Source organism: Entomohabitans teleogrylli (assembly GCF_001484765.1).
GTDB lineage: Bacteria > Pseudomonadota > Gammaproteobacteria > Enterobacterales > Enterobacteriaceae > Entomohabitans > Entomohabitans teleogrylli.
Map to the genome: position 1 here is coordinate 24860 of NZ_KQ947385.1, position 26092 is coordinate 50951.

Annotated in this window: 21 protein-coding genes, 1 tRNA gene and 2 pseudogenes; 16 read left to right on the plus strand and 8 right to left on the minus strand. The window is 55.1% G+C overall.

Annotated elements, in window-relative coordinates; all coding sequences use genetic code 11:
* The first annotated feature begins 148 nt into the window (after positions 1-148).
* Positions 149-3022, plus strand: coding sequence for an aminomethyl-transferring glycine dehydrogenase (gene gcvP, locus AQ981_RS11925; protein WP_058911973.1), 2874 nt, complete (start codon positions 149-151; stop codon positions 3020-3022).
* A gap of 1097 nt (positions 3023-4119) precedes the next feature.
* Here gcvP and AQ981_RS11930 read toward each other — a convergent pair.
* From AQ981_RS11930 to AQ981_RS11945, 4 genes are all read right to left on the minus strand, one after another.
* Positions 4120-5511: a cytochrome-c peroxidase gene (locus AQ981_RS11930; RefSeq protein WP_058911974.1), complete on the minus strand. Its 1392-nt coding sequence runs from the start codon at positions 5509-5511 to the stop codon at positions 4120-4122.
* A gap of 472 nt (positions 5512-5983) precedes the next feature.
* The gene (locus tag AQ981_RS11935) at positions 5984-7417 is read right to left on the minus strand and encodes a 6-phospho-beta-glucosidase (RefSeq protein ID WP_058911975.1); all 1434 of its coding nucleotides are present in this window, start codon (positions 7415-7417) and stop codon (positions 5984-5986) included.
* Positions 7418-7581: 164 nt separating this feature from the next.
* Complete coding sequence (locus AQ981_RS11940) at positions 7582-8310, minus strand: MurR/RpiR family transcriptional regulator (protein WP_058911976.1); 729 nt, start codon at positions 8308-8310, stop codon at positions 7582-7584.
* Positions 8311-8387: 77 nt separating this feature from the next.
* Positions 8388-8984, minus strand: a complete 597-nt coding sequence (locus AQ981_RS11945; RefSeq protein WP_058911977.1) for an HD domain-containing protein — start codon at positions 8982-8984, stop codon at positions 8388-8390.
* A gap of 218 nt (positions 8985-9202) precedes the next feature.
* Between AQ981_RS11945 and trhA the strand changes: the two genes are divergently transcribed.
* Positions 9203-9943 carry a PAQR family membrane homeostasis protein TrhA gene (trhA, locus tag AQ981_RS11950; protein WP_249226309.1) on the plus strand — a complete coding sequence of 247 codons (741 nt, stop codon included), beginning with the start codon at positions 9203-9205 and terminating at the stop codon, positions 9941-9943.
* A 75-nt stretch (positions 9944-10018) separates the two neighbouring features.
* On the opposite strand, the gene ygfZ is transcribed toward trhA, so the two are convergent.
* Positions 10019-11008 carry a tRNA-modifying protein YgfZ gene (ygfZ, locus tag AQ981_RS11955; protein ID WP_058911978.1) on the minus strand — a complete coding sequence of 330 codons (990 nt, stop codon included), beginning with the start codon at positions 11006-11008 and terminating at the stop codon, positions 10019-10021.
* A gap of 214 nt (positions 11009-11222) precedes the next feature.
* Here ygfZ and sdhE point away from each other — a divergent pair, with 214 nt between their 5' ends.
* Complete coding sequence (gene sdhE, locus AQ981_RS11960; RefSeq protein ID WP_058911979.1) at positions 11223-11489, plus strand: FAD assembly factor SdhE; 267 nt, start codon at positions 11223-11225, stop codon at positions 11487-11489.
* Complete coding sequence (locus tag AQ981_RS11965) at positions 11470-11871, plus strand: protein YgfX (protein WP_058911980.1); 402 nt, start codon at positions 11470-11472, stop codon at positions 11869-11871. Before sdhE ends, AQ981_RS11965 begins: the two co-directional genes overlap by 20 nt.
* Before the next feature lie 3 nt (positions 11872-11874).
* Here the strand turns inward: AQ981_RS11965 and fldB are convergent, their stop codons facing one another.
* Positions 11875-12396 (minus strand): flavodoxin FldB, encoded by a 522-nt coding sequence (gene fldB / locus AQ981_RS11970; RefSeq protein ID WP_058911981.1) that lies wholly within the window; start codon positions 12394-12396, stop codon positions 11875-11877.
* Positions 12397-12530: 134 nt separating this feature from the next.
* Between fldB and xerD the strand changes: the two genes are divergently transcribed.
* The 12 genes and pseudogenes from xerD (at position 12531) to arsC (ending at position 24332) form a co-directional block, all read left to right on the plus strand.
* Complete coding sequence (gene xerD / locus AQ981_RS11975) at positions 12531-13427, plus strand: site-specific tyrosine recombinase XerD (protein WP_058911982.1); 897 nt, start codon at positions 12531-12533, stop codon at positions 13425-13427.
* Positions 13428-13454: 27 nt separating this feature from the next.
* Positions 13455-14171 (plus strand): bifunctional protein-disulfide isomerase/oxidoreductase DsbC, encoded by a 717-nt coding sequence (gene dsbC, locus AQ981_RS11980; RefSeq protein WP_058911983.1) that lies wholly within the window; start codon positions 13455-13457, stop codon positions 14169-14171.
* A gap of 3 nt (positions 14172-14174) precedes the next feature.
* Positions 14175-15920 (plus strand): single-stranded-DNA-specific exonuclease RecJ, encoded by a 1746-nt coding sequence (gene recJ / locus AQ981_RS11985; protein ID WP_058911984.1) that lies wholly within the window; start codon positions 14175-14177, stop codon positions 15918-15920.
* A 160-nt stretch (positions 15921-16080) separates the two neighbouring features.
* Positions 16081-17179 (plus strand): peptide chain release factor 2 gene (gene prfB, locus AQ981_RS11990; protein ID WP_121500650.1). Its coding sequence is split into 2 segments (ribosomal slippage): positions 16081-16155 and positions 16157-17179, totalling 1098 coding nucleotides; the frame shifts between segments, so codons are not numbered across the junction.
* A gap of 8 nt (positions 17180-17187) precedes the next feature.
* Positions 17188-18705, plus strand: a complete 1518-nt coding sequence (gene lysS / locus AQ981_RS11995) for a lysine--tRNA ligase (RefSeq protein ID WP_058911985.1) — start codon at positions 17188-17190, stop codon at positions 18703-18705.
* 211 nt (positions 18706-18916) lie between these two features.
* Positions 18917-19636, plus strand: coding sequence for an amidase activator ActS (gene actS, locus AQ981_RS12000; RefSeq protein WP_121500651.1), 720 nt, complete (start codon positions 18917-18919; stop codon positions 19634-19636).
* A 96-nt stretch (positions 19637-19732) separates the two neighbouring features.
* A tRNA-Gly gene (locus AQ981_RS12005) sits at positions 19733-19806 on the plus strand.
* A 217-nt stretch (positions 19807-20023) separates the two neighbouring features.
* Positions 20024-20377: an As(III)-sensing metalloregulatory transcriptional repressor ArsR gene (gene arsR, locus AQ981_RS12010; RefSeq protein WP_058911986.1), complete on the plus strand. Its 354-nt coding sequence runs from the start codon at positions 20024-20026 to the stop codon at positions 20375-20377.
* Positions 20378-20424: 47 nt separating this feature from the next.
* Positions 20425-20787 (plus strand): arsenite efflux transporter metallochaperone ArsD, encoded by a 363-nt coding sequence (gene arsD / locus AQ981_RS12015; protein ID WP_058911987.1) that lies wholly within the window; start codon positions 20425-20427, stop codon positions 20785-20787.
* 17 nt (positions 20788-20804) lie between these two features.
* Positions 20805-22556, plus strand: a pseudogene (gene arsA / locus AQ981_RS12020) (arsenical pump-driving ATPase).
* Positions 22557-22604: 48 nt separating this feature from the next.
* On the plus strand, positions 22605-23894 hold the full coding sequence (gene arsB, locus AQ981_RS12025) for an arsenite efflux transporter membrane subunit ArsB (protein WP_058911988.1): 1290 nt from the start codon (positions 22605-22607) through the stop codon (positions 23892-23894).
* Positions 23895-23906: 12 nt separating this feature from the next.
* Complete coding sequence (gene arsC, locus AQ981_RS12030) at positions 23907-24332, plus strand: glutaredoxin-dependent arsenate reductase (RefSeq protein WP_058911989.1); 426 nt, start codon at positions 23907-23909, stop codon at positions 24330-24332.
* Between the two features lie 34 nt (positions 24333-24366).
* On the opposite strand, the gene AQ981_RS12035 is transcribed toward arsC, so the two are convergent.
* A complete protein-coding gene (locus AQ981_RS12035) occupies positions 24367-24903 on the minus strand; it encodes a GNAT family N-acetyltransferase (RefSeq protein ID WP_058911990.1) in 537 nt (178 codons plus the stop codon).
* Positions 24904-24917: 14 nt separating this feature from the next.
* Positions 24918-25264: pseudogene (locus tag AQ981_RS26055) on the minus strand (IS3 family transposase); the annotation flags it as partial.
* Positions 25265-26092 lie beyond the last annotated feature (828 nt).

The following is a 26092-nucleotide window of genomic DNA, read 5'->3' on the forward strand; positions in this document are numbered from 1 at the left end:
GGCGCTCCCTCGTATCGCGGGGGAGCCGCCCGCAGTCAGGCCGGCGAGTTTGCGCCGGCGGATAGATAGCGTTGTTGTCGGGCAGATGTCTGTACCGCAGCAGGATGTTGTCGCCATTCCTTTACCGATGTTTCAGGAAATACCGCCCATGACCCAGACTTTACGTCAGCTGGAACACAGCGAAGCCTTTATCGATCGCCATATTGGCCCTTCAGCCCAACAACAGCAGGAGATGCTGAATGCAATTGGCGCTGAATCCTTAGCGGCATTAATTAAGCAAATCGTTCCGGCCGATATTCATCTGCCCCAGCCGCCACAGACCGGCGAGGCGGCGACTGAATTCGCTGCGCTGGCGGAGCTGAAAGCCATCGCTGGCCTGAACAAACGCTTCAAATCGTTTATCGGTATGGGGTACAGCGCGGTGCAACTGCCGCCGGTGATCCTGCGCAATATCCTTGAGAATCCGGGCTGGTATACGGCGTACACGCCTTATCAGCCTGAAGTTTCCCAGGGGCGTCTGGAAGCGCTGCTGAACTTCCAGCAGGTGACTCTGGATTTAACCGGTCTGGATATGGCTTCGGCATCTCTGCTGGATGAAGCCACCGCGGCGGCGGAAGCCATGGCGATGGCGAAGCGGGTGAGCAAACTGAAAAACGCCAACCGCTTCTTTGTGGCGGCGGATGTCCATCCCCAGACCCTGGACGTGGTGCGTACCCGCGCGGAAACTTTCGGCTTTGAGGTGATTGTCGATGACGCCTGTCGGGCGCTCGATCATCAGGATGTCTTCGGCGTTTTGCTGCAGCAGGCAGGAACTACCGGCGAGGTTCATGATTATGCGGCGCTGATCGGCGAACTGAAAGCGCGCAAAGTAGTGGTAAGCGTAGCCGCCGACCTGATGGCGCTGGTGTTGCTCACCGCGCCTGGCAAACAGGGGGCGGATATAGTCTTCGGTTCCGCTCAGCGTTTTGGGGTGCCGATGGGCTATGGCGGTCCGCACGCGGCATTTTTTGCCGCCCGGGATGAATACAAACGCGCTATGCCGGGACGGATTATCGGCGTGTCGCGCGACGCGGCGGGTAATACCGCGCTGCGTATGGCGATGCAAACTCGCGAGCAGCATATCCGCCGCGAGAAAGCTAACTCGAATATCTGTACCTCTCAGGTCCTGCTGGCCAATATCGCCAGCATGTACGCGGTATATCACGGGCCGCAAGGTTTGCAGCGTATCGCCCGGCGCATTCACCGCTTTACCGATATTCTTGCCGCTGGCCTGCGCGCCAAAGGGATCGCCCTGCGCCATGCCAGTTGGTTCGATACGCTGTGTGTGGAAGTGGCGGATAAAGCCGCGGTGCTGGCCCGCGCCACGGCGCGCGAGATCAACCTGCGCAGCGATGTGTTGAATGCGGTGGGTATCACTCTTGATGAAACCACGACCCGCGACGACATACTGGCGCTGTTTGATGTGCTGCTTGGCGAAGGTCACGGGCTGGACGTTGCAGCGCTGGATAAAGAGGTGGCCAACGACAGCCGTTCGCTGCCAGACGCCATGCTGCGCGATGATGCCATCCTGACTCATCCGGTATTTAACCGCTACCATAGCGAAACCGAGATGATGCGCTATATGCATAGCCTGGAACGTAAGGATCTGGCGCTGAATCAGGCGATGATCCCACTGGGATCGTGCACCATGAAGCTCAACGCGGCGGCGGAAATGATCCCCATCACCTGGCCGGAATTCGCCGAGCTGCATCCGTTCTGCCCGCCGGACCAGGCGGAAGGCTATCAGCGCATGATTGCCCAGCTCTCCGGCTGGCTGGTGAAACTGACCGGTTATGATGCGCTGTGTATGCAGCCGAACTCCGGCGCGCAGGGGGAATACGCCGGTCTGCTGGCGATTCGCCGTTACCATCAGAGCCGTAATGAAGGGCATCGCGATATCTGCCTGATCCCCAGCTCCGCCCACGGTACGAACCCGGCCTCTGCGCAGATGGCGGGGATGCAGGTTGTCGTGGTGGCCTGTGATAAACAGGGCAACATCGATCTGGCCGATCTGCGTGAAAAAGCGCAGCAGTCGGCGGCAAATCTGTCGTGCATTATGGTGACCTATCCCTCCACTCATGGGGTTTATGAAGAGACGATCCGTGAAGTATGCGAGATTGTTCACCAGTTCGGCGGCCAGGTATACCTCGACGGCGCCAATATGAACGCTCAGGTGGGGATTACCACGCCGGGCTTTATCGGCGCCGATGTGTCGCACCTTAACCTGCACAAAACCTTCTGCATTCCCCACGGCGGCGGCGGACCGGGCATGGGGCCGATCGGCGTGAAAGCGCATCTGGCGCCGTTCGTTCCCGGCCACAGCGTGGTGCAGATCGACGAACTGCTGACCGACCAGGGAGCGGTATCCGCAGCGCCGTTCGGCAGCGCTTCTATTCTGCCGATCAGCTGGATGTATATCCGTATGATGGGGGCTGAGGGGCTGAAGCAGGCCAGCCAGGTTGCTATTCTCAACGCCAACTATATCGCTACCCGCCTTAAGTCCGCTTATCCGGTGCTATATACCGGCCGTGATGGACGCGTGGCTCACGAATGTATTCTCGATATCCGTCCGCTGAAGGAAGAGACCGGTATCAGCGAACTGGATATCGCCAAACGGCTGATCGACTTTGGCTTCCACGCCCCGACCATGTCATTCCCGGTGGCCGGGACGCTGATGGTGGAGCCGACCGAATCGGAAAGTAAGGTTGAGCTCGATCGCTTTATCGATGCGATGCTGACGATTCGTAGCGAGATCGATCGGGTGGTGGCCGGTGAGTGGCCGCTGGAGGACAACCCGCTGGTGAACGCGCCGCATACGCAGCAGGAACTGGTCGGGGAATGGACACATCCGTACAGCCGCGAGCTGGCGGTATTCCCGGCGGGTTCCGGCAATAAGTACTGGCCGACCGTGAAGCGTCTGGATGATGTGTATGGGGACCGGAATTTGTTTTGTGCTTGTGTGCCGATGAGTGAGTATCAGTAGGGGAGTTAGCTGATTCTTGTATGGGGCGGGGAGCGCCTTGCTCGTTCCCCGATATCCCTCGCATGACACTGTTTTTTCCGTTCACTTTATGTCTGGCGCTTTTTTGCTGACGCCGGTTATCGGTGAACGGGTCGGGGAGCGCTTTGCGCGCTCCCCGATATCCCTCGCATGATGCTGGTTTTTCCGTTCACTTTATGCCTGGCGCTTTTTCCTACGCCGGTTATCGGTGAACGGGGCGGGGAGCGCTTGGCCCGTTCCCCGATATCCCTCGCATGATGCTGGTTTTTCCGTTCACTTTATGGCTGGCGCTTTTTGCTGACGCCGGTTATCGGTGAACGGGTCGGGGAGCGCCTTGCTCGTTCCCCGATATCCCTCGCATGATGCTGTTTTTTCCGTTCACTTTATGTCTGGCGCTTTTTGCTGACGCCGGTTATCGGTGAACGGGGCGGGGAGCGCTTTGCCCGTTCCCCGATATCCCTCGCATGACGCTGTTTTTTCCGTTCACTTTATGCCTGGCGCTTTTTCCTACGCCGGTTATCGGTGAACGGGTCGGGGAGCGCTTTGCCCGTTCCCCGATATCCCTCGCATGACGCTGTTTTTTCCGTTCACTTTATGTCTGGCGCTTTTTGCTACGCCGGTTATCGGTGAACGGGTCGGGGAGCGTCCCGCTCGCTCCCCGACACCCCTCGCGGCCCCGCAAGGGAAATCGCCGCTTCGCGGTCCCTTCCACTCCCGGCCTTATCCCGCGGACCGGGCATGACTCGACGTCCTGTCTCGGCATGCCCCCCCGGCGCCATCCGTGGCGCCGGGTCCTTGTCTGGCGGCCTTCGTTTCAGCGATTTCCAGCGGGGAAGCGAAAACCCACGCTGTGATATCGCGTAATTCTGAAGTAATGGCGTGGCTGTGGCTTGTGGTCACGGTTGTGGTTGTTAGTCGGTCGCTGGCGTTATGTGCCTGCGCTACTGGATGCTGTTGTGCAAATCTCAAGTAATAGCGTGGCTGTCACTCAGACATGGTGGTGGTTGAATGACAGTAGACGGGTATGCAGTGATCGTTGAAAAAACCGCCTTCCGGTTACAGAAGGCGGCTTACGAGGTTTACTGAACAGGGTACGGCGTATATACGCCGGTCAGGCTCTCAAGGAATGCGACGATGTCGTTCACATCCTGCTGCGGCAGTTCGGTACCCACCTGGTGGCGCAGCATCAGTTTCACCGCTTCATCCAGTGTCTCTACGTCGCCGCGGTGGTAGTACGGCGCAGTCAGGGTCACGTTACGCAGCGTCGGGACTTTCTGGCGCAGACGATCGCGTACGTCCTCGGTCACATTCATACGACCAATATCTACGTCGGTCACTTCGCCGAAGTTAAAGTCCTTCTTCAGACCCAGCGGTTCAAACGAGCGGCCGCCGAGAATAATCCCGCCGTGGCAGGTGGCGCACTTGTTATCCTTAAACAACTGGTAACCGCGCTTCTGCTGGGCGGTAATCGCGTTATCATCGCCGCGCAACCATTGGTCGAACGGAGAGTCCGGGGTTATCAGGGTCTTCTCAAATTCGGCGATAGCGTCGGTGATGGTGTCGCCGGTAAATCCTTCCGGGTACACCGCTGTAAAGTCGCGGCTGAGGATCTCATCCTGACTCAACTTACCGATGATTTCCTCCCAGGATTTGGAGGCCATCTCGATAGGGTTGAGCGGCGGCCCGCCAGCCTGCGCCTGCAGAGTTGGCGCGCGGCCATCCCAGAACTGCTCAATGTTGAACACCGAGTTAAAGACCGTCGGCGCGTTGATCGGGCCTATCGCGCCGCCAACGCCGGTTGAGGTTTTCAGACCATCGACCCCGCCGGCGCCTAACTGATGGCAGTGGGCGCAGGAAATAGAGTTATCCCCGGACAGACGCGGATCGTGATACAGCCGGAACCCGAGGGCGACTTTGTCTTTATCGACCGGCAGCGACTTCGGAATCGGCTGCACCGGCTCGTTGCGGTGCTGCGGCGCGGTGTCTTCACTGGTATAGAATTGTTCGCGCTGTTTGGCTATCCAGTCCATCAGCACCTTGTTTTCAGCTTCGTCCACGCTGCCAGCCCAGTGCAGGGCCACATAGCGGGTGGGCGGCATGGTTTGATTCTGCATCACCCATTCAATTTTGTTCAGGTCACTCTGCGGCGCCGGCTTGTCTTCGATCAGACTTTCCCGCACCGGGGTCAGGTTGAACGATTTGTAGCCGAGCTGGATATCATAATCCATCAACTGTTTTGCGATGGGGAAGGAGGCGTAAAACGGCAATTCGGCGGAGGGGGTATGGCAGTAATCACAACCTTTGTCCCGGAGAATACCGAGTACCTGGTTGTTCTGCGCCGAGGCGGAGGTTTGCATCGGAATTTTTGCCACGCGCTGTGTGTCGTAATACCACACGTAGCCTGCCAGCCCGAAATAACACAGTGCGCCGCCAGCAATGGCGATGGCTGTGAGTTTTGTTATTTTATTCATTGCGTCTTCCCTTCAGAGATATTGCTCACATTAATATTATTTAACCATGTGCTGCGGGCCTATAGTGCCGGGTTATACCCTGGTCGGTTGTTGACCACCGTCAATGACAAAGACTGGCTTTCTCTATCGTTAAAATAGCTTTTGCCTATGATGGGGATTTCTTAAAAAACAACGCAATGGGAACGGAAGTAATATAACCGGTAAAAGGGTGATGGGGCGCAAATAAATAAGCCTTCTGGTCGCCTGGAGTAGCTAAAAAATTAACTTTTTGGCCTGCAGATAAGCGGAGTGAATATCATTCGTAATTTATAATAATTAACAATCACCACGCTGAGAGAAAATAAAAAACGTCGCACTGGTCACAGAATTCATTGCGGCTATCATCAATCAACGGCCTGGTGGATATTAATCCGTTATACCAGGCGCTGGAAATGTTCAGTGACGCAGGGGCGCCGCGGCGCCCCGGAAAGGGTCAGATATCTTCGCCGTTGCTGGCGATGACTTTTTGATACCAGGCGAAGCTTTTCTTACGCGACCGGGACATATCACCGCTGCCGTCGTCATGTTTGTTGACATAAATAAAACCATAGCGTTTGCTGTACTGCCCGGTGGTGAAGGAAACGCAGTCAATGCAGCCCCACGGCGTATAGCCCATCAGATCCACTCCGTCGTAGGTGACGGCTTTTATCATCTCTGCGATGTGGGCGCGCAGATAATCGATACGGTAATCGTCGTTGATGCTGCCGTCCGCTTCCACCTTGTCATAGGCGCCGAAACCGTTTTCGACGATAAAGAGCGGTTTTTGATAGCGCTCATACAGTTCACACAGCGAGTAGCGCAGGCCTACCGGGTCAATCTGCCAGCCCCAGTCGGATGCTTTAACATGCGGGTTGGGAACGCTGCCTTCAAAGCCGGAAATAGCGTCGCCGTTGCCGCCTTCAGCCTGTACCGCGTTGGTCATGTAGTAGCTGAATCCCAGGTAGTCGCAGGTGCCGTCACGCAGGATCTCGCTGTCGCCTTCGGCCATCCGGATATTAAAGCCGCGACGCTGCCACTCATTGAGTACATAGGAAGGGTAGTAGCCGCGCAATTGCACATCGGTGAAGACGTAGCGCTCACGCATTGATTCCTGCGCAAACATCACATCTTCCGGCTTGCAGGAGAAGGGGTACAGCGCCACCATCGCCAGCATACAGCCGATTTTCATGTCCGGGTTGATCCGCCGCGCCGCTTTGACCGCCAGCGCGCTGGCGACAAACTGGTGATGGAGCACCTGGTACATGGTCTCTTCCGGGTTAGGGTGTTCGGTATAGACCACGCCGGAACAGCAGTAACCAAACAGCGGCGCGCGCCAGTTGCGCTGATTGTTGATTTCGTTGAAGGTCATCCAGTATTTGACCTTGTTTTTGTAACGCTCAAAGACCACTTCGGCAAAGCGTACAAAGAAATCCACTACCTTACGGTTGGTCCAGCCGCCGTATTTCTGCACCAGATGCAGCGGCATCTCGAAGTGCGACAGGGTGATCACCGGCTCAATATTGTATTTCAGCAGTTCATCGAACAGATCATCGTAGAACTTCAGCCCGGCTTCGTTCGGCTGCGATTCATCGCCCTTCGGGAAGATGCGCGTCCAGGCAATCGAGGTGCGGAAGCATTTAAAGCCCATTTCGGCAAACAGCCTGATATCTTCCTGGTAGCGGCCATAGAAATCCACGGCTTCGTGGTTCGGATAGTACTTTCCGGGGATCACTTCCCGGGTGATCTCCCGGGGAACGCCGTGGGCGCCGCCGGTCAGTACATCGCAGATGCTCGGGCCTTTACCGCCCTGGTTCCAGCCCCCTTCCACCTGGTGCGCAGCTACTGCGCCGCCCCAGAGAAAGTCTTTTGGTAACGTGGGTTTTTTCATCTTGCTGAATTCCTGTGACTGTTCTGCCAGAAAAAAGCGCGTATTGTGCCGGCAGAGATGTGAATATAGGCTGGAATAAATTCTGGCAAAAGGAAATTTAAAAGTCACGATATAACACCAGCGAGCGCCGGTAACTTGTTACACGAAAAAAACGTAATGTTTTTTTACGCCAGTTTTCTCGCCAGTTTACGTCCCAGGGTTTCCAGAATATAAATCACCGGAATCTGAGTAGTAATATCGTAGACGCCGCCAATACGGGTTTGGGGAATATACCAGGAAATATTGAAATCAGCCAGTTTCGCCAGCGGCGAATTATCGTGGCTGGTGACGGAAAGCACTTTGCAGTGGTGCAGGCTGAACTGACTGGCGAAACGCAGGATCTCTTCGGTTTCACCGGAGACGGACAGCACGATCGCCAGCGCGTTTCTTGCCATATCGTTGGTGACCGGAAAATAAGGATCGTCGATGTGATTACTGAATTTCCCGACGTTGGAGAAAAATCGCGCGCCATATTTTGCCAGGGCGCCGGAGGTACCGGCGCCGACAAATATAATACGCTCGGATTGCAGAATGATCTCAACAGCCCGGTCGAGTAAATCCTCAAATTCGTCATTATTGACGCTTTTAAAGAAGCTCATAATTTCGCTGGCGCCGAAATGGCTGTGCTGCGGCTCATTTTGCTCCAGATATAATTTAAAGCGCACCCGGAATTCGGAATAGCCTTCGCAGCCCAGTTTACGACAAAAACGCAGCACGGTGGTGGTGGATACCTCTGCCGCCGCAGCCAGCTCGCGAATGGTCATATACATCACCTGGTCACGGTTTTTGATGATGTAGTTGTAGACCATCATTTCCAGAGCGTTCAGGCTGGCGATTGCGGAGTGGGTAAACATCGACACGTGTGGGTTCCCTTTATGCTGTATGGGCTCAGCCCGGGATAAGGACTGAGCGCAGTGTATCAGATACGATTTTAGCGCAACCAACCTTTTTCCCGGGCGACATGCAGTTGCTGCTGCACATGCTGCCAGAGCGCCGGGAAAACCTCGCCGACGCTGGCGTTGCGGGTCAATACCTGTTCCAGCGAGATCTGGTTCTCCTGCCAGCTCTGCCCCTGGTTGTGGAGGTTCTGAATCACCGGCAGCAGGCGATCGATAGCGCTGGCGAAGCGGGCATCGGCGCTGATTCCCGCCTCATACTCCTGCCACAGTTGCAGAAATACCTCACCCTGCGGCGCTGGCAGCAGACCAAACAGACGCCGGGCGGCGGCGGCCTCCTGCAGGGCGATGGCTTCACGGCCCGCCAAATCGTAGACCAGCACGTCGCCGACGTCGATTTCCACAATGTCGTGCAATAACGCCATCTGAATGACGCGTTGAATATCGACGCCCGCCGGCGCCCACGGGGCAAGGCTGAAAGCCGCCATGGCGAAATGCCAACTGTGCTCGGCGGAATTCTCCAGCCGGCCATGGTTCAGCAGACGGGTACGCCGCTCCACCCGTTTAAGTTTATCCAGCTCCATCAGGAACGAAATCGTCTGCTGTAATGCCTCGCCCGGCAGTGGTGACATGGTTAACTCCTTCAATCGGTTAGTGACGGGATTATACCCGGCATTGCCGCAGGCTGCCGATGTGTGTTGATGAGGGATGTCCAGGGAGCGCGGTGAGGGGCCGATCACAGGTTACATCAGGTCACATAATTTTTTTTAGCTAACAGGTGTTCACTGAAATCATTCTCAGTTAGGCTATCGGTGCTGCTACATTTTTGTTCGCTTCCTGGGGGAGCTTTATGGTTACTGAATCACCATCACAAAAAATCATTCCGCTTGCGCAGGATGGCGCATCTGTGCAGGGAGAGACGGCCCGGAAACGCGGCCTGAAAGACAATCAGTATCTTGCCAAAGGGTATTCGCTGGCTGAGGAGATAGCCAACAGTATCAGCCACGGTATTGGCCTGGTGTTCGGGATTGTCGGACTGGTACTGTTGCTGGTTCAGGCGGCGGACGCCAACGCCAGCGCAATGGCGATCACCAGCTATAGCCTGTACGGCGGCAGTATGATTCTGCTGTTTCTCGCCTCCACGCTGTATCACGCCATTCCCCATGAGAAGGCGAAACGCTGGCTGAAGAAGTTCGATCACTGCGCGATTTACCTGCTGATCGCCGGCACTTACACGCCATTTTTACTGGTGGGGCTCGATTCGCCGCTGGCCAGAGGGTTGATGATTGTTATCTGGAGCCTGGCGCTGCTCGGTATTCTGTTCAAACTTACCGTGGCGCATCGGTTTAAGGTGCTGTCGCTGGTCACCTATTTGACCATGGGTTGGCTGTCGCTGATTGTTATCTACCAGTTGGCGGTGAAGCTCTCTCCCGGCGGCGTTACCCTGCTGGCGGTGGGAGGTATCGTCTATTCGCTGGGGGTGATCTTTTATGTCAGTAAGCGTATCCCCTTTAACCACGCCATCTGGCACGGCTTTGTGCTGGGGGGCAGTGTCTGCCACTTCCTGGCGATTTACCTGTATGTCAGGTAATCAGAAAATCACCAGGCCCCGGAAACGGCGCTTGTCGCCGGGGCTGAATAGTTCCCGCTATCGCGGGGAATGGGCTCAGGCGCTCTCTTCCAGTGAATAAGGCAGCGGCATAATCGCCAGCGTACCGCCCGCGTCGTCGCGTACCCGGAAGACGCTGGCGGGTTCCATGTCGTTGTTCATGACCACCTGCACCCGCAGTGTGGCGTCATCCAGCCGTACGGCGGCCAGAACCGTACCTGTGCGTCGCCAGTTATCGCCCATCTGCAGCTCCAGATCCTCCCCGGCCTGCGGCACCCGCCCGGCGTTGCCGACCAGTGTCCACAGCGCGCGTTTATTGGCGCCGCGGAATTTGGCCCGCGCGACCATCTCCTGGCCGGTATAGCAGCCCTTTTTAAAGCTGATACCGCCCAGTGCCTGGAGATTAGTGGCCTGGGGAATGAACTGGGCGCTGGTCGGCGCGTCGATAACCGGTAGCCCGCCTTCAATATCCAGCGCCAGCCACTGATCGCTATTGTTCAGGGCGGCTTTATCGCGCAGCCCTTCAACCAGCGTCCGGGCGTTTTGCGCGTCAGTGATAATCAAAAAACGCTCTTCAGGCAGATCAAACCACAGCAGGGTGGTAGCGCCGTCGCGGGTTAGCGGGTTCTGCGCATCCGGCAGGTTGCTATAGATGACGCTCAACGCGGCGCGGGCCTGGAAACCCGCCAGACCCAACAGCACCGCGTCGTCGTCGGCGGCGATGGCCACTTTGGAAAACACCGCGTATTTTTTCAGCTCGGTCAACTGTGCATCGCGTACGCTGCGGCGTTCGAGCCACGCAAAGCCTTCGCCATGATGGAACAGGCGCAGGTTACTCCACATTTTGCCTTTGGCGTCGCAGTGGGCTACCAGCAGATGCTGGTTGTCCGCCAGTTGGGCAACATCGGCGGTCACCTGTCCCTGCAGATATTTTTCGCTGTCCGCGCCGCTGATTGTGGCGAGGGCCCAGTCTTCAAGAGAGATAAGCGTCAGCGGTAGCCGGGCGGCAGCCTCGGGCTGGCGTGGAGGGAAGGGAGTGAATGCCATATCAGAGTCCTGGTTTTTGGTTAAGCGCCTGGTCGTTATAGAGCCTAATGGTAAAAGAGCCGTCCGCCATTGCAAGCCCCGACAGCGACGATTTGTGCCCTTTGGCGTCTGTGCCGCGGTTTAGCACCCATTGCCGACGGTAACATTGTTATCCTGCGCGTGAAAACACGTTACACTATCACCCATCGCCCTGGACTGTAACAGGAAGGAAACTATGGATATCAATAATAAAGCCCGTATTCACTGGGCCTGCCGCCGCGGCATGCGCGAACTGGATATTTCCATTATGCCGTTCTTCGAATACGAATATGACACTCTCACCGATGATGATAAACGGCTGTTTATCCGGCTACTGGAGTGTGACGATCCCGATCTGTTCAACTGGCTGATGAACCACGGTAAGCCTGAGGACGCCGGACTTCAGCGTATGGTGCAACTGATTCAACAGCGGAACCGGGATCGTGGTCCTGTGGCAATCTGATTTACGGGTATCGTGGCGCTCCCAGTGGTTGTCGCTGCTGATCCACGGCGTGCTGGCGGGCGCTATTTTGCTGGCGCCGTGGCCCATGACCTGGACGCTTATCTGGCTGTTACTGCTGTCGCTGGTGGTGTTTGATTGCGTGCGCAGTCAGCGGCGCATTCATGCGCGCCAGGGGGAGATCAAACTGCTGCAGCAAAAGCGCATTAAGTGGCAGGGGAGAGAGTGGCAAATGGTCGGTAACCCGTGGATGTTGCAGAGCGGTATTTTGCTGCGCCTGAAGCGCGCCGATCGCCGCCGCTACCAGCACCTGTGGCTGGCGGCGGACAGTATGGGTAAACGCGAGTGGCGCGAGCTGCGTCAGTTGCTCATACGAGACTCCTGATACTCAGGAGAACTGCTGGGCCATTTCGTCAAGAATTTGTTCGCACCAGGCCTCAATGCGCGGGTCGCTCAGGTCATACTGGTTAGTTTCATCCAGCGCCAGGCCGACAAACAGTTGGCCGTCGGCGATGACGGGTTTCTGGCTGGTGAATTCATAGCCTTGCGTCGGCCAGTAGCCGATAAATTTCACTCCCAGCGGCGCGAGCTTATCGTGCAACATACCCAGCGCGTCAAGGAACCATTCGCCATAGCCCATCTGATCGCCCATGCCGTACAGCGCTACGATTTTATCTTTCAGGTTCAGGGTATCGAGGCGCTCCCAGCACGCTTCCCAGTCCTCCTGAAGTTCGCCAAAATCCCAGGTCGGGATGCCGAGGATCAGCACGTCGTACTGCTCCATCAGCGTGGGGGCGTCATCTTTCAGGTTGTGCAGCGTTACCAGCTCATTGCCGATGATGTCGCGAATTTTTTCCGCCGCCATTTCGGTGTAGCAGGTACTGGAACCGTAAAAAAGACCAATCTTCATAGTGAATAAAACTCAATTTTGATTCGGCGTGCGGGTCAGTGTACCAGATCGGCGCCGCAATCAGGCATAATGACCGTTCCTGTCGCGTTCGGCGCGAATGGGCAGGAGCAGGTATTGAACACAGTGAGGCGCGTGTGGAACAGGATTTAGCCCGCATTGAACAATTTCTTGATACCCTTTGGCTGGAGCGCAATCTGGCTGAAAATACGCTCAACGCCTACCGCCGCGACCTGAAGATGACCGCGGAGTGGCTGCACCACCGCGGGCAGGATTTATTGCGTGTCGGGTCGGATGATTTACAGGCGCTGCTTGCCGAGCGGGTGGAAGGTGGTTATAAAGCCACCAGCTCCGCGCGTCTGCTCAGCGCGCTGCGCCGGCTGTTTCAGTATCTGTATCACGAAAAACTGCGCGATAACGATCCGAGCGCGCTGCTGGCGTCGCCAAAGCTGCCGCAGCGGTTGCCGAAGGATCTCAGTGAAGCGCAGGTCGAGCGTCTGCTACAGGCGCCGGTTGTCGATCAGCCGGTTGAGCTGCGCGATAAGGCGATGCTGGAACTACTGTATGCAACCGGGCTGCGCGTCTCTGAGCTGGTGGGGCTGACTATCAGCGACATCAGTCTGCGCCAGGGCGTGGTGCGGGTAATTGGTAAAGGGAACAAGGAACGGCTGGTGCCGCTGGGGGAAGAGGCGGTCTGGTGGCTGGAAAATTACCTGACCCACGGGCGGCCCTGGCTGTTGAACGGCCAGACCAGCGATGTGCTGTTTCCCAGCAACCGCGCCCGGCAGATGACCCGCCAGACGTTCTGGTACCGCATTAAGCACTATGCGCTGCTGGCGGGGATTGATGCTGAAAAATTATCGCCCCATGTGCTGCGCCATGCCTTCGCCACCCATTTGCTCAATCACGGCGCGGATTTGCGGGTGGTGCAGATGCTGCTGGGGCACAGCGATTTATCGACAACCCAGATTTATACCCATGTCGCCACTGAACGTTTACGTCAGTTACATCAACAGCACCACCCACGGGCGTGAGTGCCGGATATTCAGAAAGGAAATACGATGAAGAAAGGTTTTTGGCTGCTCTCCCTCCTGGCAGCGACGGCGGCGGGATTCGCTCACGCAGATGACGCCGCGGTGAAACAGTCTCTGGCGAAGCTGGGGATCCAGAACGCAGAGATACAAACGGCGCCGGTGGCCGGTATGAAAACCGTGTTGACCGAGAGCGGCGTACTTTATGTGACCGAAGACGGCAAACATATTATCCAGGGGCCGATGTACGATGTCAGCGGCGCACAGCCTGTCAATGTGACTAACCAGTTGCTGCTGGGTAAGCTGAAAGCCCTGGAAAATGAAATGATCGTATATAAAGCGGCGGACGAGAAACACGTTATCACCGTCTTTACCGATACCACTTGCGGCTACTGCCACAAACTCCACGAGCAGATGAAAGATTACAACGCGCTGGGGATTACCATACGTTATCTGGCGTTCCCGCGTCAGGGCGTGCAGAGCCAGGCAGAGAAAGACATGCGCGCCATCTGGTGCGCCAAAGATCGCAATGCGGCTTTTGATACGGCCGTGAAAGGCGGTGAAGTGGCGGCGGCAAACTGTGCTATCGATCTGACCAAACACTATACGCTGGGCGTGCAGTTCGGCGTTCAGGGTACGCCAGCGATGGTGCTGGGCAACGGGACGCTGATCCCGGGCTATCAGGGCCCGAAAGAGCTGAAGGCGTTTCTTGACGCGCACCAGAAAATGAGCGCGGGTGGTCAGTAACGGGTGGAAAGAGAAATACAACTACGCCGTCGGGTGGTGGATGATTCGGCGCTACTGCCGGATAACCTTCCGCGGCTGTTAAGACGGCTGTACGCCAGCCGCGGCGTGCGCGGCGCTGAGGATCTGGAGCGTAGCGTCAAGGGGATGCTGCCCTGGCGCCAGCTTAACGGTATGGATAAAGCCGTCGCTATGCTTTATGACGCGCTGCGCGACGATCGTCACATCGTGGTAGTAGGGGACTTCGACGCCGACGGCGCGACCAGTACCGCCCTGAGCGTGCTGGCCCTGCGCAGTATGGGCGGTCGGCGCATCAGCTACCTGGTGCCGAACCGCTTCGAAGACGGTTATGGCCTGAGTCCGGAAGTTGTGGATCAGGCGCATGGCCTTGGCGCCCAGGTCATTATGACGGTGGATAACGGTATCTCTTCCCACAGCGGCGTTATCCGGGCTCACGAACTGGGGATACCGGTGCTGGTAACCGATCACCACCTGCCGGGCGAACAGCTTCCCGGCGCCGATGCGATCATTAATCCCAATCTTGCGGACTGTGAGTTCCCTTCCAAATCGCTGGCCGGGGTTGGCGTGGCGTTCTATCTGATGCTCGCGCTGCGCGCTTATTTACGCGAGCAGGCGTGGTTCAGCGCCCGCGGGATCCCGGAGCCGAATCTGGCGGAATATCTCGATCTGGTGGCGCTCGGTACGGTTGCAGATGTGGTGCCGCTGGATACCAATAACCGAATTCTTACCTGGCAGGGGCTGAGCCGGATCCGCGCCGGTAAATGCCGGCCCGGTATTCGCGCCCTGCTGGAAGTGGCCAACCGCGATGCGCGTCGGCTCACTTCCACCGATCTGGGATTTGCGCTCGGGCCGCGCCTTAACGCCGCCGGGCGGCTCGACGATATGTCTGTCGGGGTGGCGCTGCTGTTGTGCGATAGCCTCGGCGAGGCGCGGGTACTGGCCAATGAACTGGACGCCCTGAATCAGACCCGCAAGGAGATTGAACAGGGGATGCAGGCTGAGGCGCTGACTCTGTGCGATGAGCTCAGCCGTCAGCGTGAAGCGCTGCCTTCCGGCCTGGCGCTGTACCATCCCGAATGGCATCAGGGGGTGGTGGGGATTCTGGCGTCGCGTATTAAAGAGCGTTTTCACCGCCCGGTGATCGCTTTTGCCCCCGCCGGCGACGGTACCCTGAAAGGCTCCGGTCGTTCAGTGCAGGGGCTGCATATGCGCGATGCGCTGGAGCGGCTGGATACGCTGCATCCGGGGCTGATGCTTAAGTTTGGCGGCCACGCCATGGCGGCGGGACTGTCGCTGGAAACGGCGCGTTTTGATGAATTCCGGGCGCGTTTTGCTGAGCTGGTGGGGGAGTGGATCGATCCGGCCCTGCTACAGGGCGAAATCTGGTCTGACGGTCCGCTGGATGCTGCTGAAATGACGCTCGAAATGGCGGAGTTATTGCGCGACGCCGGCCCGTGGGGGCAAATGTTTCCGGAGCCGCTGTTCGACGGGCGTTTTCGTATTTTGCAGCAGCGCCTGGTCGGGGATCGCCATCTCAAACTGATGCTGGAAACCCCCGATCGCAGCCTGATGCTCGACGGTATCGCGTTTAATATCGATACCACCCGCTGGCCGGATCCCGGGGTGCGCGAAGTGGAACTGGCCTATAAGCTTGACGTGAATGAATTTCGCGGCAACCGCAGCCTGCAACTGATTATCGATAAACTCTGGCCGCTCCCGTCCGGGGGATAGCCTGCCTCGCCAGAGCTGACGGATACACGGTAAAGCGCCAGACGGGGCCGGCATGCCTGGCCCCCGAGGATTCGCTATAAAAAACGCCACAAATCCGGTAAACTTTGGCGTTTGCAATTCTGAATTCATCTTCTGTCATCAACATAAGATTCTACAGACCATGTTTGAAATTAATCCGGTAAAAAACCGCATCCAGGATCTCACGGAACGCAGTGACGTTCTTAGGGGGTATCTTTGACTACGATGCGAAGAAAGAACGTCTTGAAGAAGTAAACGCCGAGCTGGAACAGCCGGATGTCTGGAATGAACCCGAACGCGCCCAGGCGCTGGGTAAAGAGCGCTCCTCGCTGGAAGCGGTGGTCGATACCCTCGACCAGATGAGCCAGGGGCTGGAGGATGTTTCCGGTCTGCTGGAGCTGGCGGTAGAAGCCGACGACGAAGAGACCTTTAACGAAGCGGTGGTTGAGCTGGATCAGCTGGAAGCGAAACTCGCCCAACTGGAGTTCCGCCGCATGTTCTCCGGCGAGTATGACGGCGCCGATTGCTATCTGGATATTCAGGCCGGTTCCGGCGGCACCGAGGCGCAGGACTGGGCCAGTATGCTGATGCGTATGTATCTGCGCTGGGCGGAAGCGCGCGGTTTCAAAACCGAGGTGATTGAAGAGTCGGAAGGCGAAGTGGCGGGTATTAAATCGGTCACTATCAAAATCCAGGGGGATTACGCGTACGGCTGGCTGCGCACTGAAACCGGCGTTCACCGCCTGGTGCGTAAGAGTCCCTTTGATTCCGGCGGCCGTCGCCACACCTCGTTTAGCTCGGCGTTTGTTTACCCGGAAGTGGATGATGATATTGATATTGAGATCAATCCGGCGGACCTGCGTATTGACGTTTACCGCGCGTCCGGCGCCGGTGGTCAGCACGTAAACCGTACCGAATCCGCGGTGCGTATTACCCATATTCCCACTGGTCTGGTGACCCAGTGCCAGAACGACCGTTCTCAGCACAAAAACAAAGACCAGGCGATGAAGCAGATGAAGGCCAAGCTCTACGAGCTGGAAATGCAGAAGAAGAACGCCGAAAAACAGGCCATGGAAGACAACAAGTCCGATATTGGCTGGGGCAGCCAGATTCGCTCTTATGTGCTGGACGACTCCCGTATCAAGGACCTGCGTACCGGGGTAGAAACCCGCAATACCCAGGCGGTGCTGGACGGCGACCTGGACAAGTTTATTGAAGCAAGTTTGAAAGCGGGGTTATAAGAATCACCATGTCTGAACAACAAGTACCGGGCGTTGACGCGGCAGCCGATCTGAATAATGAGCTGAAAACCCGTCGCGAAAAGCTGGTGGCGCTGCGTGAGCAGGGCGTTGCCTTCCCGAATGATTTTCGCCGCGACCACACCTCTGACTTTTTGCACGCGCAGTACGACGCGAAAGAAAACGAAGAGCTGGAAGCGCTGGATATCGAAGTGGCCGTTGCCGGTCGTATGATGACGCGCCGTATCATGGGGAAAGCTTCTTTCGTGACCCTGCAGGATGTCGGCGGCCGGATTCAGCTGTATGTGGCCCGCGATGATCTGCCGGAAGGGGTGTACAACGAGCAGTTCAAGAAGTGGGACCTCGGCGATATCCTTGGCGCCCGCGGAAAGCTGTTCAAAACCAAAACCGGCGAGCTGTCGATTCACTGTAGCGAGCTGCGTCTGTTGACCAAAGCTCTGCGTCCGCTACCGGATAAGTTTCACGGTCTGGCGGATCAGGAAACCCGCTATCGCCAGCGTTATCTGGATCTGATCTCTAACGAAGAATCGCGCCACACCTTTAAGGTCCGTTCCCAATTGATGGCCGGTATTCGCCAGTTCATGGTCGGCCGCGGTTTTATGGAAGTGGAAACGCCGATGATGCAGGTGATCCCGGGCGGCGCCGCGGCGCGTCCGTTTATCACCCATCACAATGCGCTGGATCTCGATATGTATCTGCGTATCGCGCCGGAGCTGTACCTTAAGCGTCTGGTGGTCGGCGGCTTCGAGCGGGTGTTCGAGATTAACCGTAACTTCCGTAACGAAGGCGTTTCGGTGCGTCATAACCCTGAGTTCACCATGATGGAACTCTATATGGCGTACGCGGATTATAAAGATCTTATCGAACTGACCGAATCTCTGTTCCGTACTCTGGCGCAGGATGTTCTCGGCACTACCCAGGTACCGTACGGCGAGTACAGCTTCGACTTCGGCAAGCCGTTTGAAAAGCTGACCATGCGCGAAGCTATTAAGAAATACCGTCCGGAAACCGATATGTCGGATCTGGACGATTTCGCCAGCGCGAAAGCGATCGCCGAAACGATCGGTATCAATGTTGAGAAAAGCTGGGGTCTGGGGCGCATTGTCACCGAGATCTTCGAAGAAGTGGCGGAAGCGCACCTGATCCAGCCGACCTTTATTACCGAATATCCGGCAGAAGTCTCTCCGCTGGCGCGCCGTAATGATGTGAACCCGGAGATCACCGATCGCTTTGAGTTCTTCATCGGCGGCCGCGAAATCGGCAATGGCTTCTCGGAGCTCAACGATGCTGAAGATCAGGCGCAGCGTTTTGCCGATCAGGTTGCGGCGAAGGACGCCGGCGATGACGAAGCGATGTTCTATGACGAGGACTACGTTACCGCGCTGGAGCACGGCCTGCCGCCGACCGCGGGTCTGGGGATTGGTATTGACCGAATGGTGATGCTGTTTACCAACAGCCACACCATTCGCGACGTGATCCTGTTCCCGGCGATGCGTCCGGTTAAATAAGCGGATTGCGGCCGAACAGAGGGGTGACATGGTGTCACCCCTTTTTCTTGCCTGTCGTCCGTGGGCGATGCCCGGATTTGGGCGCGGCCGGTTCATGATGATAAACTCTCCACCCAGAGACAGCCAATTCATCCGTAAAGGGGAAGACGTGAGCAAAGGAAGCCGATATTCGCGCTGGTGCCGACACCTGGTCTGTGTACTGTGTGTGGTGATGTTGGCGGCCTGCTCATCGAATAAAGCGCCGACCAGTAAAGCCTCATCCGGAAACTATTCCGGTTCGACCTGGACGGTGAAAAAAGGCGATACCCTGTACCGGGTTTCCCGCGCCACCGGAGCGTCGGTCGGTGAACTGGCGCGTCTGAATGGCCTGCGTTCTCCCTATACGCTACTGGTGGGGCAAAAGCTGCGGGTGAAGGGCAGCGCGAGCGCCGCCACCGCGAAGAAGAGCTCAACGGCTGCGAGTAAATCCCCTACGACTAAAACTGCCGCCCGGCCAGGCGGTTCTTCCGCCGTTTCTCCTGCCAACTGGCCAGCGCCGGGTAAGCGCTGCTGGCGCTGGCCGGCATCCGGCAAGGTGGTGCTGCCATATTCCACCGCCCAGGGGGGCAACAAGGGTATTGATATTGCCGGAAGTAAAGGGACGCCGGTGTACGCCTCCGCCGCCGGGAAGGTGGTTTATGCCGGGAATCAGCTGCGCGGTTACGGTAATCTCATCATGATTAAACACGATGAGGATTACATCACCGCTTATGCGCACAACGATCAATTGCTGGTCAGTAACGGTCAGCAGGTGAAGGCAGGGCAGAAAATCGCCACAATGGGCAATACCGGCGCAGATTCGGTGCGTCTGCATTTCCAGATTCGCTACCGGGCGACGGCTATCGACCCGCAGCGCTACCTGCCGGCGCAGGGAAAATCGCCCTCCTGCTGACTGGCCGGAGGGGGCAAGAAGCTTAAAATACCATCACTTAGCCAGGTAGCCTCTTGCCAGTGAGGTGCGAACGTTTATAATGGCTCTCACTCCAGCGCGGGCGTAGTTCAATGGTAGAACGAGAGCTTCCCAAGCTCTATACGAGGGTTCGATTCCCTTCGCCCGCTCCAAACTCAAGTCTCCTCAAGTCTCCTGAAGTCTACCAAACTCAATTTATCCTTGATAAATCAGCAGTTATAGCATTCTATTCGTCTATTGAACTCAACAGTGCTCCCCCCGGGTAAGTGATGGTGAGTCGTCTCGCTTCTTTCATATATGAAAATTCAAATATAATTTTGACATTGTACCGTTGCAGAGAGAAACTGCGAGATAACAGCAGGAGGGCTTATGCCGCAATTATCGTCCTTACAACTCTTCAAGAACCTTTCCGATGAAACCCGCCTGGGGATCGTGTTGCTGCTCAGAGAGATGGGAGAGTTGTGCGTGTGCGATCTCTGCACGGCGCTGGATCACTCTCAGCCCAAGATTTCCCGCCATCTGGCAATGCTGCGGGAAAGTGGTCTATTACTGGATCGCAAACAGGGTAAATGGGTTCACTATCGCCTGTCCCCGCATATTCCATCCTGGGCTGCTCAGGTGATTGAGCAGGCCTGGTTAAGCCAACAGGACGATGTACAGGCCATCGCCAGTAAGCTGGCATCGACAAACTGCTCTGGTAGCGGTAAGGCTATTTGTATCTAAAAAATTTGCCTGAACATATATGATTTTTCGAATGTGAGGTGTTGGGTATGAAAACGTTAACGGTGTTTGATCCGGCGATGTGCTGCAGTACTGGCGTTTGTGGTTCAGATGTCGACCAGGTTCTGGTCGATTTCTCTGCTGATGTGCAATGGCTGAAAGGACGTGGCGTGCAGGTTGAACGTTACAACCTGGCGCAGCAGCCCATGAGCTTTGTTCAGAACGCAAAAGCGAAAGCATTCCTTGAAGTATCTGGGGCAGAAGGGCTTCCACTGCTGTTGCTGGACGGCGAAACGGTGATGGCAGGACGCTACCCCAAACGCGCTGAGCTGGCTCGCTGGTTTGGTATTCCGCTGGAGAAGGTGGGATTAGCGCCAACAAGCTGCTGTGGTGGAAATAGTCCCTGTTGTTGACCATGTCGGGAGGACAGATGAAATTCTTACAGAACATCCCGCCTTACCTGTTTTTTACCGGTAAGGGAGGTGTAGGAAAAACGTCTATTTCCTGCGCGACGGCTATCCGCCTTGCTGAACAGGGTAAGCGGGTTTTGCTGGTCAGTACCGATCCGGCCTCCAATGTCGGCCAGGTATTCGATCAGGCTATCGGTAACAGCATTCACCCTGTTACGGCAGTTCCTGGGCTTTTTGCTCTGGAGATTGACCCGCAGGAAGCTGCCCGGCAATACCGCGCCAGAATCGTTGATCCTATCAAAGGTCTTCTGCCTGATGAGGTCGTTAACAGTATCAGCGAGCAGCTTTCAGGAGCCTGTACCACTGAGATTGCGGCGTTTGATGAGTTCACCGGCTTATTGACAGACGCTTCCCTGCTGACCCGCTTCGATCACATCATTTTTGATACAGCGCCGACGGGCCACACTATCCGCCTTCTTCAGCTTCCCGGCGCCTGGCGTAGCTTCATTGAAAGTAATCCGGATGGCGCATCCTGTCTTGGCCCAATGGCCGGGCTGGAAAAGCAGCGTGAGCAGTATGCTCACGCGGTAGAGGCGTTATCCGATCCCGAACGTACCCGCCTGGTGCTGGTCGCGCGATTGCAAAAATCAACGCTGCAGGAAGTCGCCCGCACGCATGATGAACTGGCAGCCATTGGCCTGAAAAACCAGTATCTGGTGATTAATGGCGTTCTGCCTGCAACTGAAGCAGAACATGACGTCCTGGCCGCTGCGATATGGCAACGGGAGCAGGAAGCACTGGCAAATCTGCCCACCGGGTTATCTGCGTTGCCGACAGACACGTTATTCCTTCAGCCGCTGAACATGGTTGGCGTGGCCGCCCTGAAAGGCTTGCTCAACGAATATGCAGAGCCAGCATCGATTCCTGTACAGAGTATGCAGAACAAACCAGAGAATATGTCGCTGTCTGTCCTGGTCGATGATATCGCCCGTAGTGAACACGGTTTGATTATGTTGATGGGTAAAGGTGGTGTGGGTAAAACCACAATGGCTGCGGCTATCGCCGTCAGTCTGGCAGATAAGGGTTTTGATGTGCATCTCACTACCTCAGATCCTGCAGCACACCTGAGTACAACACTGAATGGTAGCCTCGAGAATCTGCAGGTCAGCCGAATCAACCCTCACGATGAAACCGAACGCTATCGTCAGCATGTTCTTGAGACGAAGGGCCGGGATCTGGATGAAGCGGGGAAACGGCTGCTCGAAGAGGATTTACGTTCTCCTTGCACAGAAGAGATTGCGGTGTTCCAGGCGTTCTCACGCGTCATCCGCGAAGCCGGTAAACGGTTTGTGGTCATGGATACGGCACCTACCGGGCATACGCTATTACTGCTTGATGCAACCGGGGCTTATCACCGTGAGATTGCCAGGAAGATGGGAGATAAAGGTCATTTTACCACGCCGATGATGCAGCTTCAGGACCCGGAACGTACCAAAGTGCTGCTGGTCACTCTGCCTGAAACCACACCTGTGCTGGAAGCGGCAAACCTGCAGTCCGATCTGGAACGTGCGGGGATTCATCCCTGGGGCTGGATTATCAATAACAGCCTTTCTATTGCACAGACGCATTCACCACTGCTTTGTCTACGTGCTCAATAAGAGCTTCCTCAGATCGAGGCTGTGCAAAACATGCATGCCAAACGTATCGCGTTAGTACCGGTACTGGCTTCAGAACCCACTGGCATCGACAAACTCAGAGCGCTGGTTTTTTAATTTTTTTATGTATACAGGGCGGGTAGAGCTGCCCTGTCTGGAGGAGTTATGTTACTGGCAGGCGCTATTTTTGTCCTGACCATCGTTTTGGTTATCTGGCAGCCGAAGGGATTAGGGATCGGCTGGAGTGCGACGCTTGGCGCGGTACTGGCGTTGATTTCAGGCGTTGTCCATTTTGGTGATATCCCCGTGGTGTGGAATATCGTCTGGAATGCGACGGCGACCTTTATTGCCGTGATTATTATCAGCCTGCTTCTTGATGAGTCTGGCTTTTTCGAATGGGCAGCGCTGCATGTTTCGCGTTGGGGCAGTGGTCGAGGTCGTTTGCTGTTTACGTATATCGTTCTGCTCGGCGCAGCGGTGGCGGCACTGTTTGCCAACGATGGCGCGGCACTTATTCTGACGCCGATTGTTATCGCCATGCTGCTGGCGCTAGGCTTCAGTAAAAGCACCACATTAGCATTCGTCATGGCTGCTGGTTTTATTGCCGATACAGCCAGCCTGCCGCTTATCGTCTCAAATCTGGTCAACATCGTTTCGGCTGATTTCTTCCAACTGGGATTTACGGAATACGCGTCTGTTATGGTGCCGGTGGATATCGCCGCGATTATTGCCACGCTGGTGATGCTGCATCTGTTTTTCCGCAAGGATATTCCGCCAGCGTATGACCTGGAACGCCTGAAAGAGCCCGCGAAAGCGATCAACGATCTGGCAACGTTCAGAACCGGCTGGATGGTGTTGATTCTTCTGCTGGTTGGCTTTTTCGTCCTCGAACCTCTCGGTATTCCGGTCAGCGCGATTGCTGCCGTAGGGGCTGTCATTCTGTTTGCGGTGGCGAAACGAGGCCATGCCATCAACACCGGCAAAGTGCTGCGTGGTGCGCCGTGGCAGATAGTCATCTTCTCGCTGGGGATGTATCTGGTGGTCTACGGTCTGCGCAACGCCGGGCTAACCGAATACCTTTCAGGTGTGCTGAATGTACTGGCGGATAAAGGACTCTGGGCCGCGACGTTTGGCACTGGCTTCCTGACGGCTTTCCTCTCTTCCATTATGAACAATATGCCTACTGTGCTGGTTGGCGCGCTGTCTATCGATGGCAGTACCGCAACCAGCGTTATCAAAGAGGCGATGATTTACGCTAACGTGATTGGCTGCGATCTGGGGCCGAAAATTACACCGATTGGTAGCCTGGCAACGCTGCTCTGGCTACATGTCCTTTCACAGAAGAACATGACCATCACCTGGGGATACTATTTCCGCACCGGGATCGTCATGACTCTGCCTGTGCTGTTTGTAACGCTGGCGGCGCTGGCGCTACGTCTCTCTTTTACTCTGTAATGAGACACTGATATGAGCAACATTATCATTTATCACAACCCGGCCTGCGGAACGTCGCGTAATACACTGGAGATGATCCGCAACAGCGGTAATGAACCGACCGTCATTCATTACCTTGAAAATCCACCGTCACGCAATGAGCTGGTCAAACTCATTGCAGATATGGGCATTTCAGTCCGGGCTTTGCTGCGCAAAAACGTCGAACCTTATGAAGAACTGGGGCTGGCGGAAGATAAGTTTACTGACGATCGGTTAATCGATTTTATGCTTCAGCATCCGATCCTGATTAACCGTCCGATTGTGGTGACACCGTTGGGAACGCGCCTGTGCCGTCCGTCAGAAGTTGTTCTGGATATTCTTTCGGATGCGCAAAAAGGGGCATTTGCTAAGGAAGACGGCGAGAAAGTCGTTGATGAAACAGGTAAACGATTGAAATAAATATAAAGGGGGCAGATGCCCCCTTATTCCTGCCTCAGAGCATAAGACCTGAATCTTCTGGCAGAGTACTATTTCCTTCACCAGGTTTCATTTGCAGCAAAACCGTGTCAAGCCAGCGGCCATGTTTGAAACCAATGTTCTTTAATGTGCCTGTTTCAGTAAATCCTGCGCGGATATGCAGCGCAACAGAAGCGACGTTAGCGCTGTCACCCACAACAGCAATCATCTGACGATATCCCTGAGACTCGGCCCATTTTAATGCATGATCGAGCAGTGCTTTTCCGACCCCCTGTCGCTGATACGCCGGATCAATATATATCGAATTTTCAACCGTAAACCGATAGGCATGGCGTTCGCGGTAACGGGAAATATAACAGTAGCCGATGACCGTATCGCCCTGCAGAGCGATAAACCTGGGAAGTCCCCGCGACTGAATGCTTTTCAGTCGGTTAAGCATCTCCTGCGTATCCGGAGGTTCGGTTTCGAAACTACCTGTACCATGCAGGACATGGTGAGCATAAATATTGCGTATTGCGGTAATGTGCTGTTCTTCAGCATTAATAATGTGCATCGTATTACTCCAGTACCCGGTTTGATAAATGCCAGAACTACACCATGCTCTTCAGCCCATTGTGGTAGCGCCAGTGAGGCTAATTCCGGCCCATTCGCATCTTCAGCGGATATCTGCGATTTGCCATTACTCTGTCCGGCACTCTGACCACTCGACGGGCCGGAATATTTAGGTCGATTTCTATGTCAAGAGCCTCACGGTTAAAGTCATCCACCATCCATCATATTAAATGTCCGGAAGCGCCTGCTGCAGAGCAGCGCATCATGCATAAAATCATGGACACGCCCTGGTTAAGTGACTCAGGCGTCGCCTGCGGTATTGGGTTACGTACCGCCAAACGCAGGTTTCCCTTACGACAAAAAAGTGAAGAGCCCGTTTTAACGGGATACTTACATTCTCTCTCTATTTGATTTGTAGACTTGAAAAAGCTGAACTTATAAATATCCGACAATGAATATCTGCAATTCTGTCGGGATGACCAGGATGGGTATATTTCGGCGATATAAAATGTAAACCATAAGCTAAGTCTCTACTGAAATGGAAGAACAGAAAAATTTCTAATGTTGGGATGCATTCACATGCCGTCCCTTTCAGGGAGATTATTTTCTTTTTTTATATAAATAAAACTTAATCACTGCTTAGAATACTGGGGTGGGATTTATTTTGGTCAAATATTTTAAGCCGCGATTTTACTATTTTTTTTCTGACCGAGAATAAGTTAGATAGATGATGATTTATTAAATCAGAATAATCCAGGAATAACGTCGGTGAATATTCCTGGGTTATTCTACATAAAATTTATTTTAAAATAGGATAAATAAAGGTGAATTTTCTTAAAATGCATGCAGGAATCTCACTTTGTTCTGACAGGATAAATTTTTATCCCTTAAAAATTTCCTATTTTTCAATAGGTATAAACGATCAATCATCAAGATACGATAGCTGTATTTTATCAATATATATTTATCGATCGGTACAAACAATTATCCAGTTTTAATTCCCTGTTATATAAATTGCCTGAAACATTATTTCCAGTGATTCCAGGTGTTAAGTCCTGAATATTCTGTATTAAGTGGTGATATAATGAAATTAATCTCTGTGTACTTTTCCGGTATATTTATATTATCACTGGCACTTCCCACCAGCGCTGCATTAACTATTGACCGTTCACGACTGGTGCTGAATGAAG

Coding starts and splice junctions, on each gene's coding strand:
- gcvP (WP_058911973.1), top strand. CDS start 149: ATGACCCAGACTTTACGTCAGCTGGAACACAGCGAAGCCTTTATCGAT.
- AQ981_RS11930 (WP_058911974.1), bottom strand. CDS start 5,511: ATGAATAAAATAACAAAACTCACAGCCATCGCCATTGCTGGCGGCGCA.
- AQ981_RS11935 (WP_058911975.1), bottom strand. CDS start 7,417: ATGAAAAAACCCACGTTACCAAAAGACTTTCTCTGGGGCGGCGCAGTA.
- AQ981_RS11940 (WP_058911976.1), bottom strand. CDS start 8,310: ATGTTTACCCACTCCGCAATCGCCAGCCTGAACGCTCTGGAAATGATG.
- AQ981_RS11945 (WP_058911977.1), bottom strand. CDS start 8,984: ATGTCACCACTGCCGGGCGAGGCATTACAGCAGACGATTTCGTTCCTG.
- trhA (WP_249226309.1), top strand. CDS start 9,203: ATGGTTACTGAATCACCATCACAAAAAATCATTCCGCTTGCGCAGGAT.
- ygfZ (WP_058911978.1), bottom strand. CDS start 11,008: ATGGCATTCACTCCCTTCCCTCCACGCCAGCCCGAGGCTGCCGCCCGG.
- sdhE (WP_058911979.1), top strand. CDS start 11,223: ATGGATATCAATAATAAAGCCCGTATTCACTGGGCCTGCCGCCGCGGC.
- fldB (WP_058911981.1), bottom strand. CDS start 12,396: ATGAAGATTGGTCTTTTTTACGGTTCCAGTACCTGCTACACCGAAATG.
- dsbC (WP_058911983.1), top strand. CDS start 13,455: ATGAAGAAAGGTTTTTGGCTGCTCTCCCTCCTGGCAGCGACGGCGGCG.
- lysS (WP_058911985.1), top strand. CDS start 17,188: ATGTCTGAACAACAAGTACCGGGCGTTGACGCGGCAGCCGATCTGAAT.
- actS (WP_121500651.1), top strand. CDS start 18,917: ATGTTGGCGGCCTGCTCATCGAATAAAGCGCCGACCAGTAAAGCCTCA.
- arsR (WP_058911986.1), top strand. CDS start 20,024: ATGCCGCAATTATCGTCCTTACAACTCTTCAAGAACCTTTCCGATGAA.
- arsD (WP_058911987.1), top strand. CDS start 20,425: ATGAAAACGTTAACGGTGTTTGATCCGGCGATGTGCTGCAGTACTGGC.
- arsB (WP_058911988.1), top strand. CDS start 22,605: ATGTTACTGGCAGGCGCTATTTTTGTCCTGACCATCGTTTTGGTTATC.
- arsC (WP_058911989.1), top strand. CDS start 23,907: ATGAGCAACATTATCATTTATCACAACCCGGCCTGCGGAACGTCGCGT.
- AQ981_RS12035 (WP_058911990.1), bottom strand. CDS start 24,903: ATGCACATTATTAATGCTGAAGAACAGCACATTACCGCAATACGCAAT.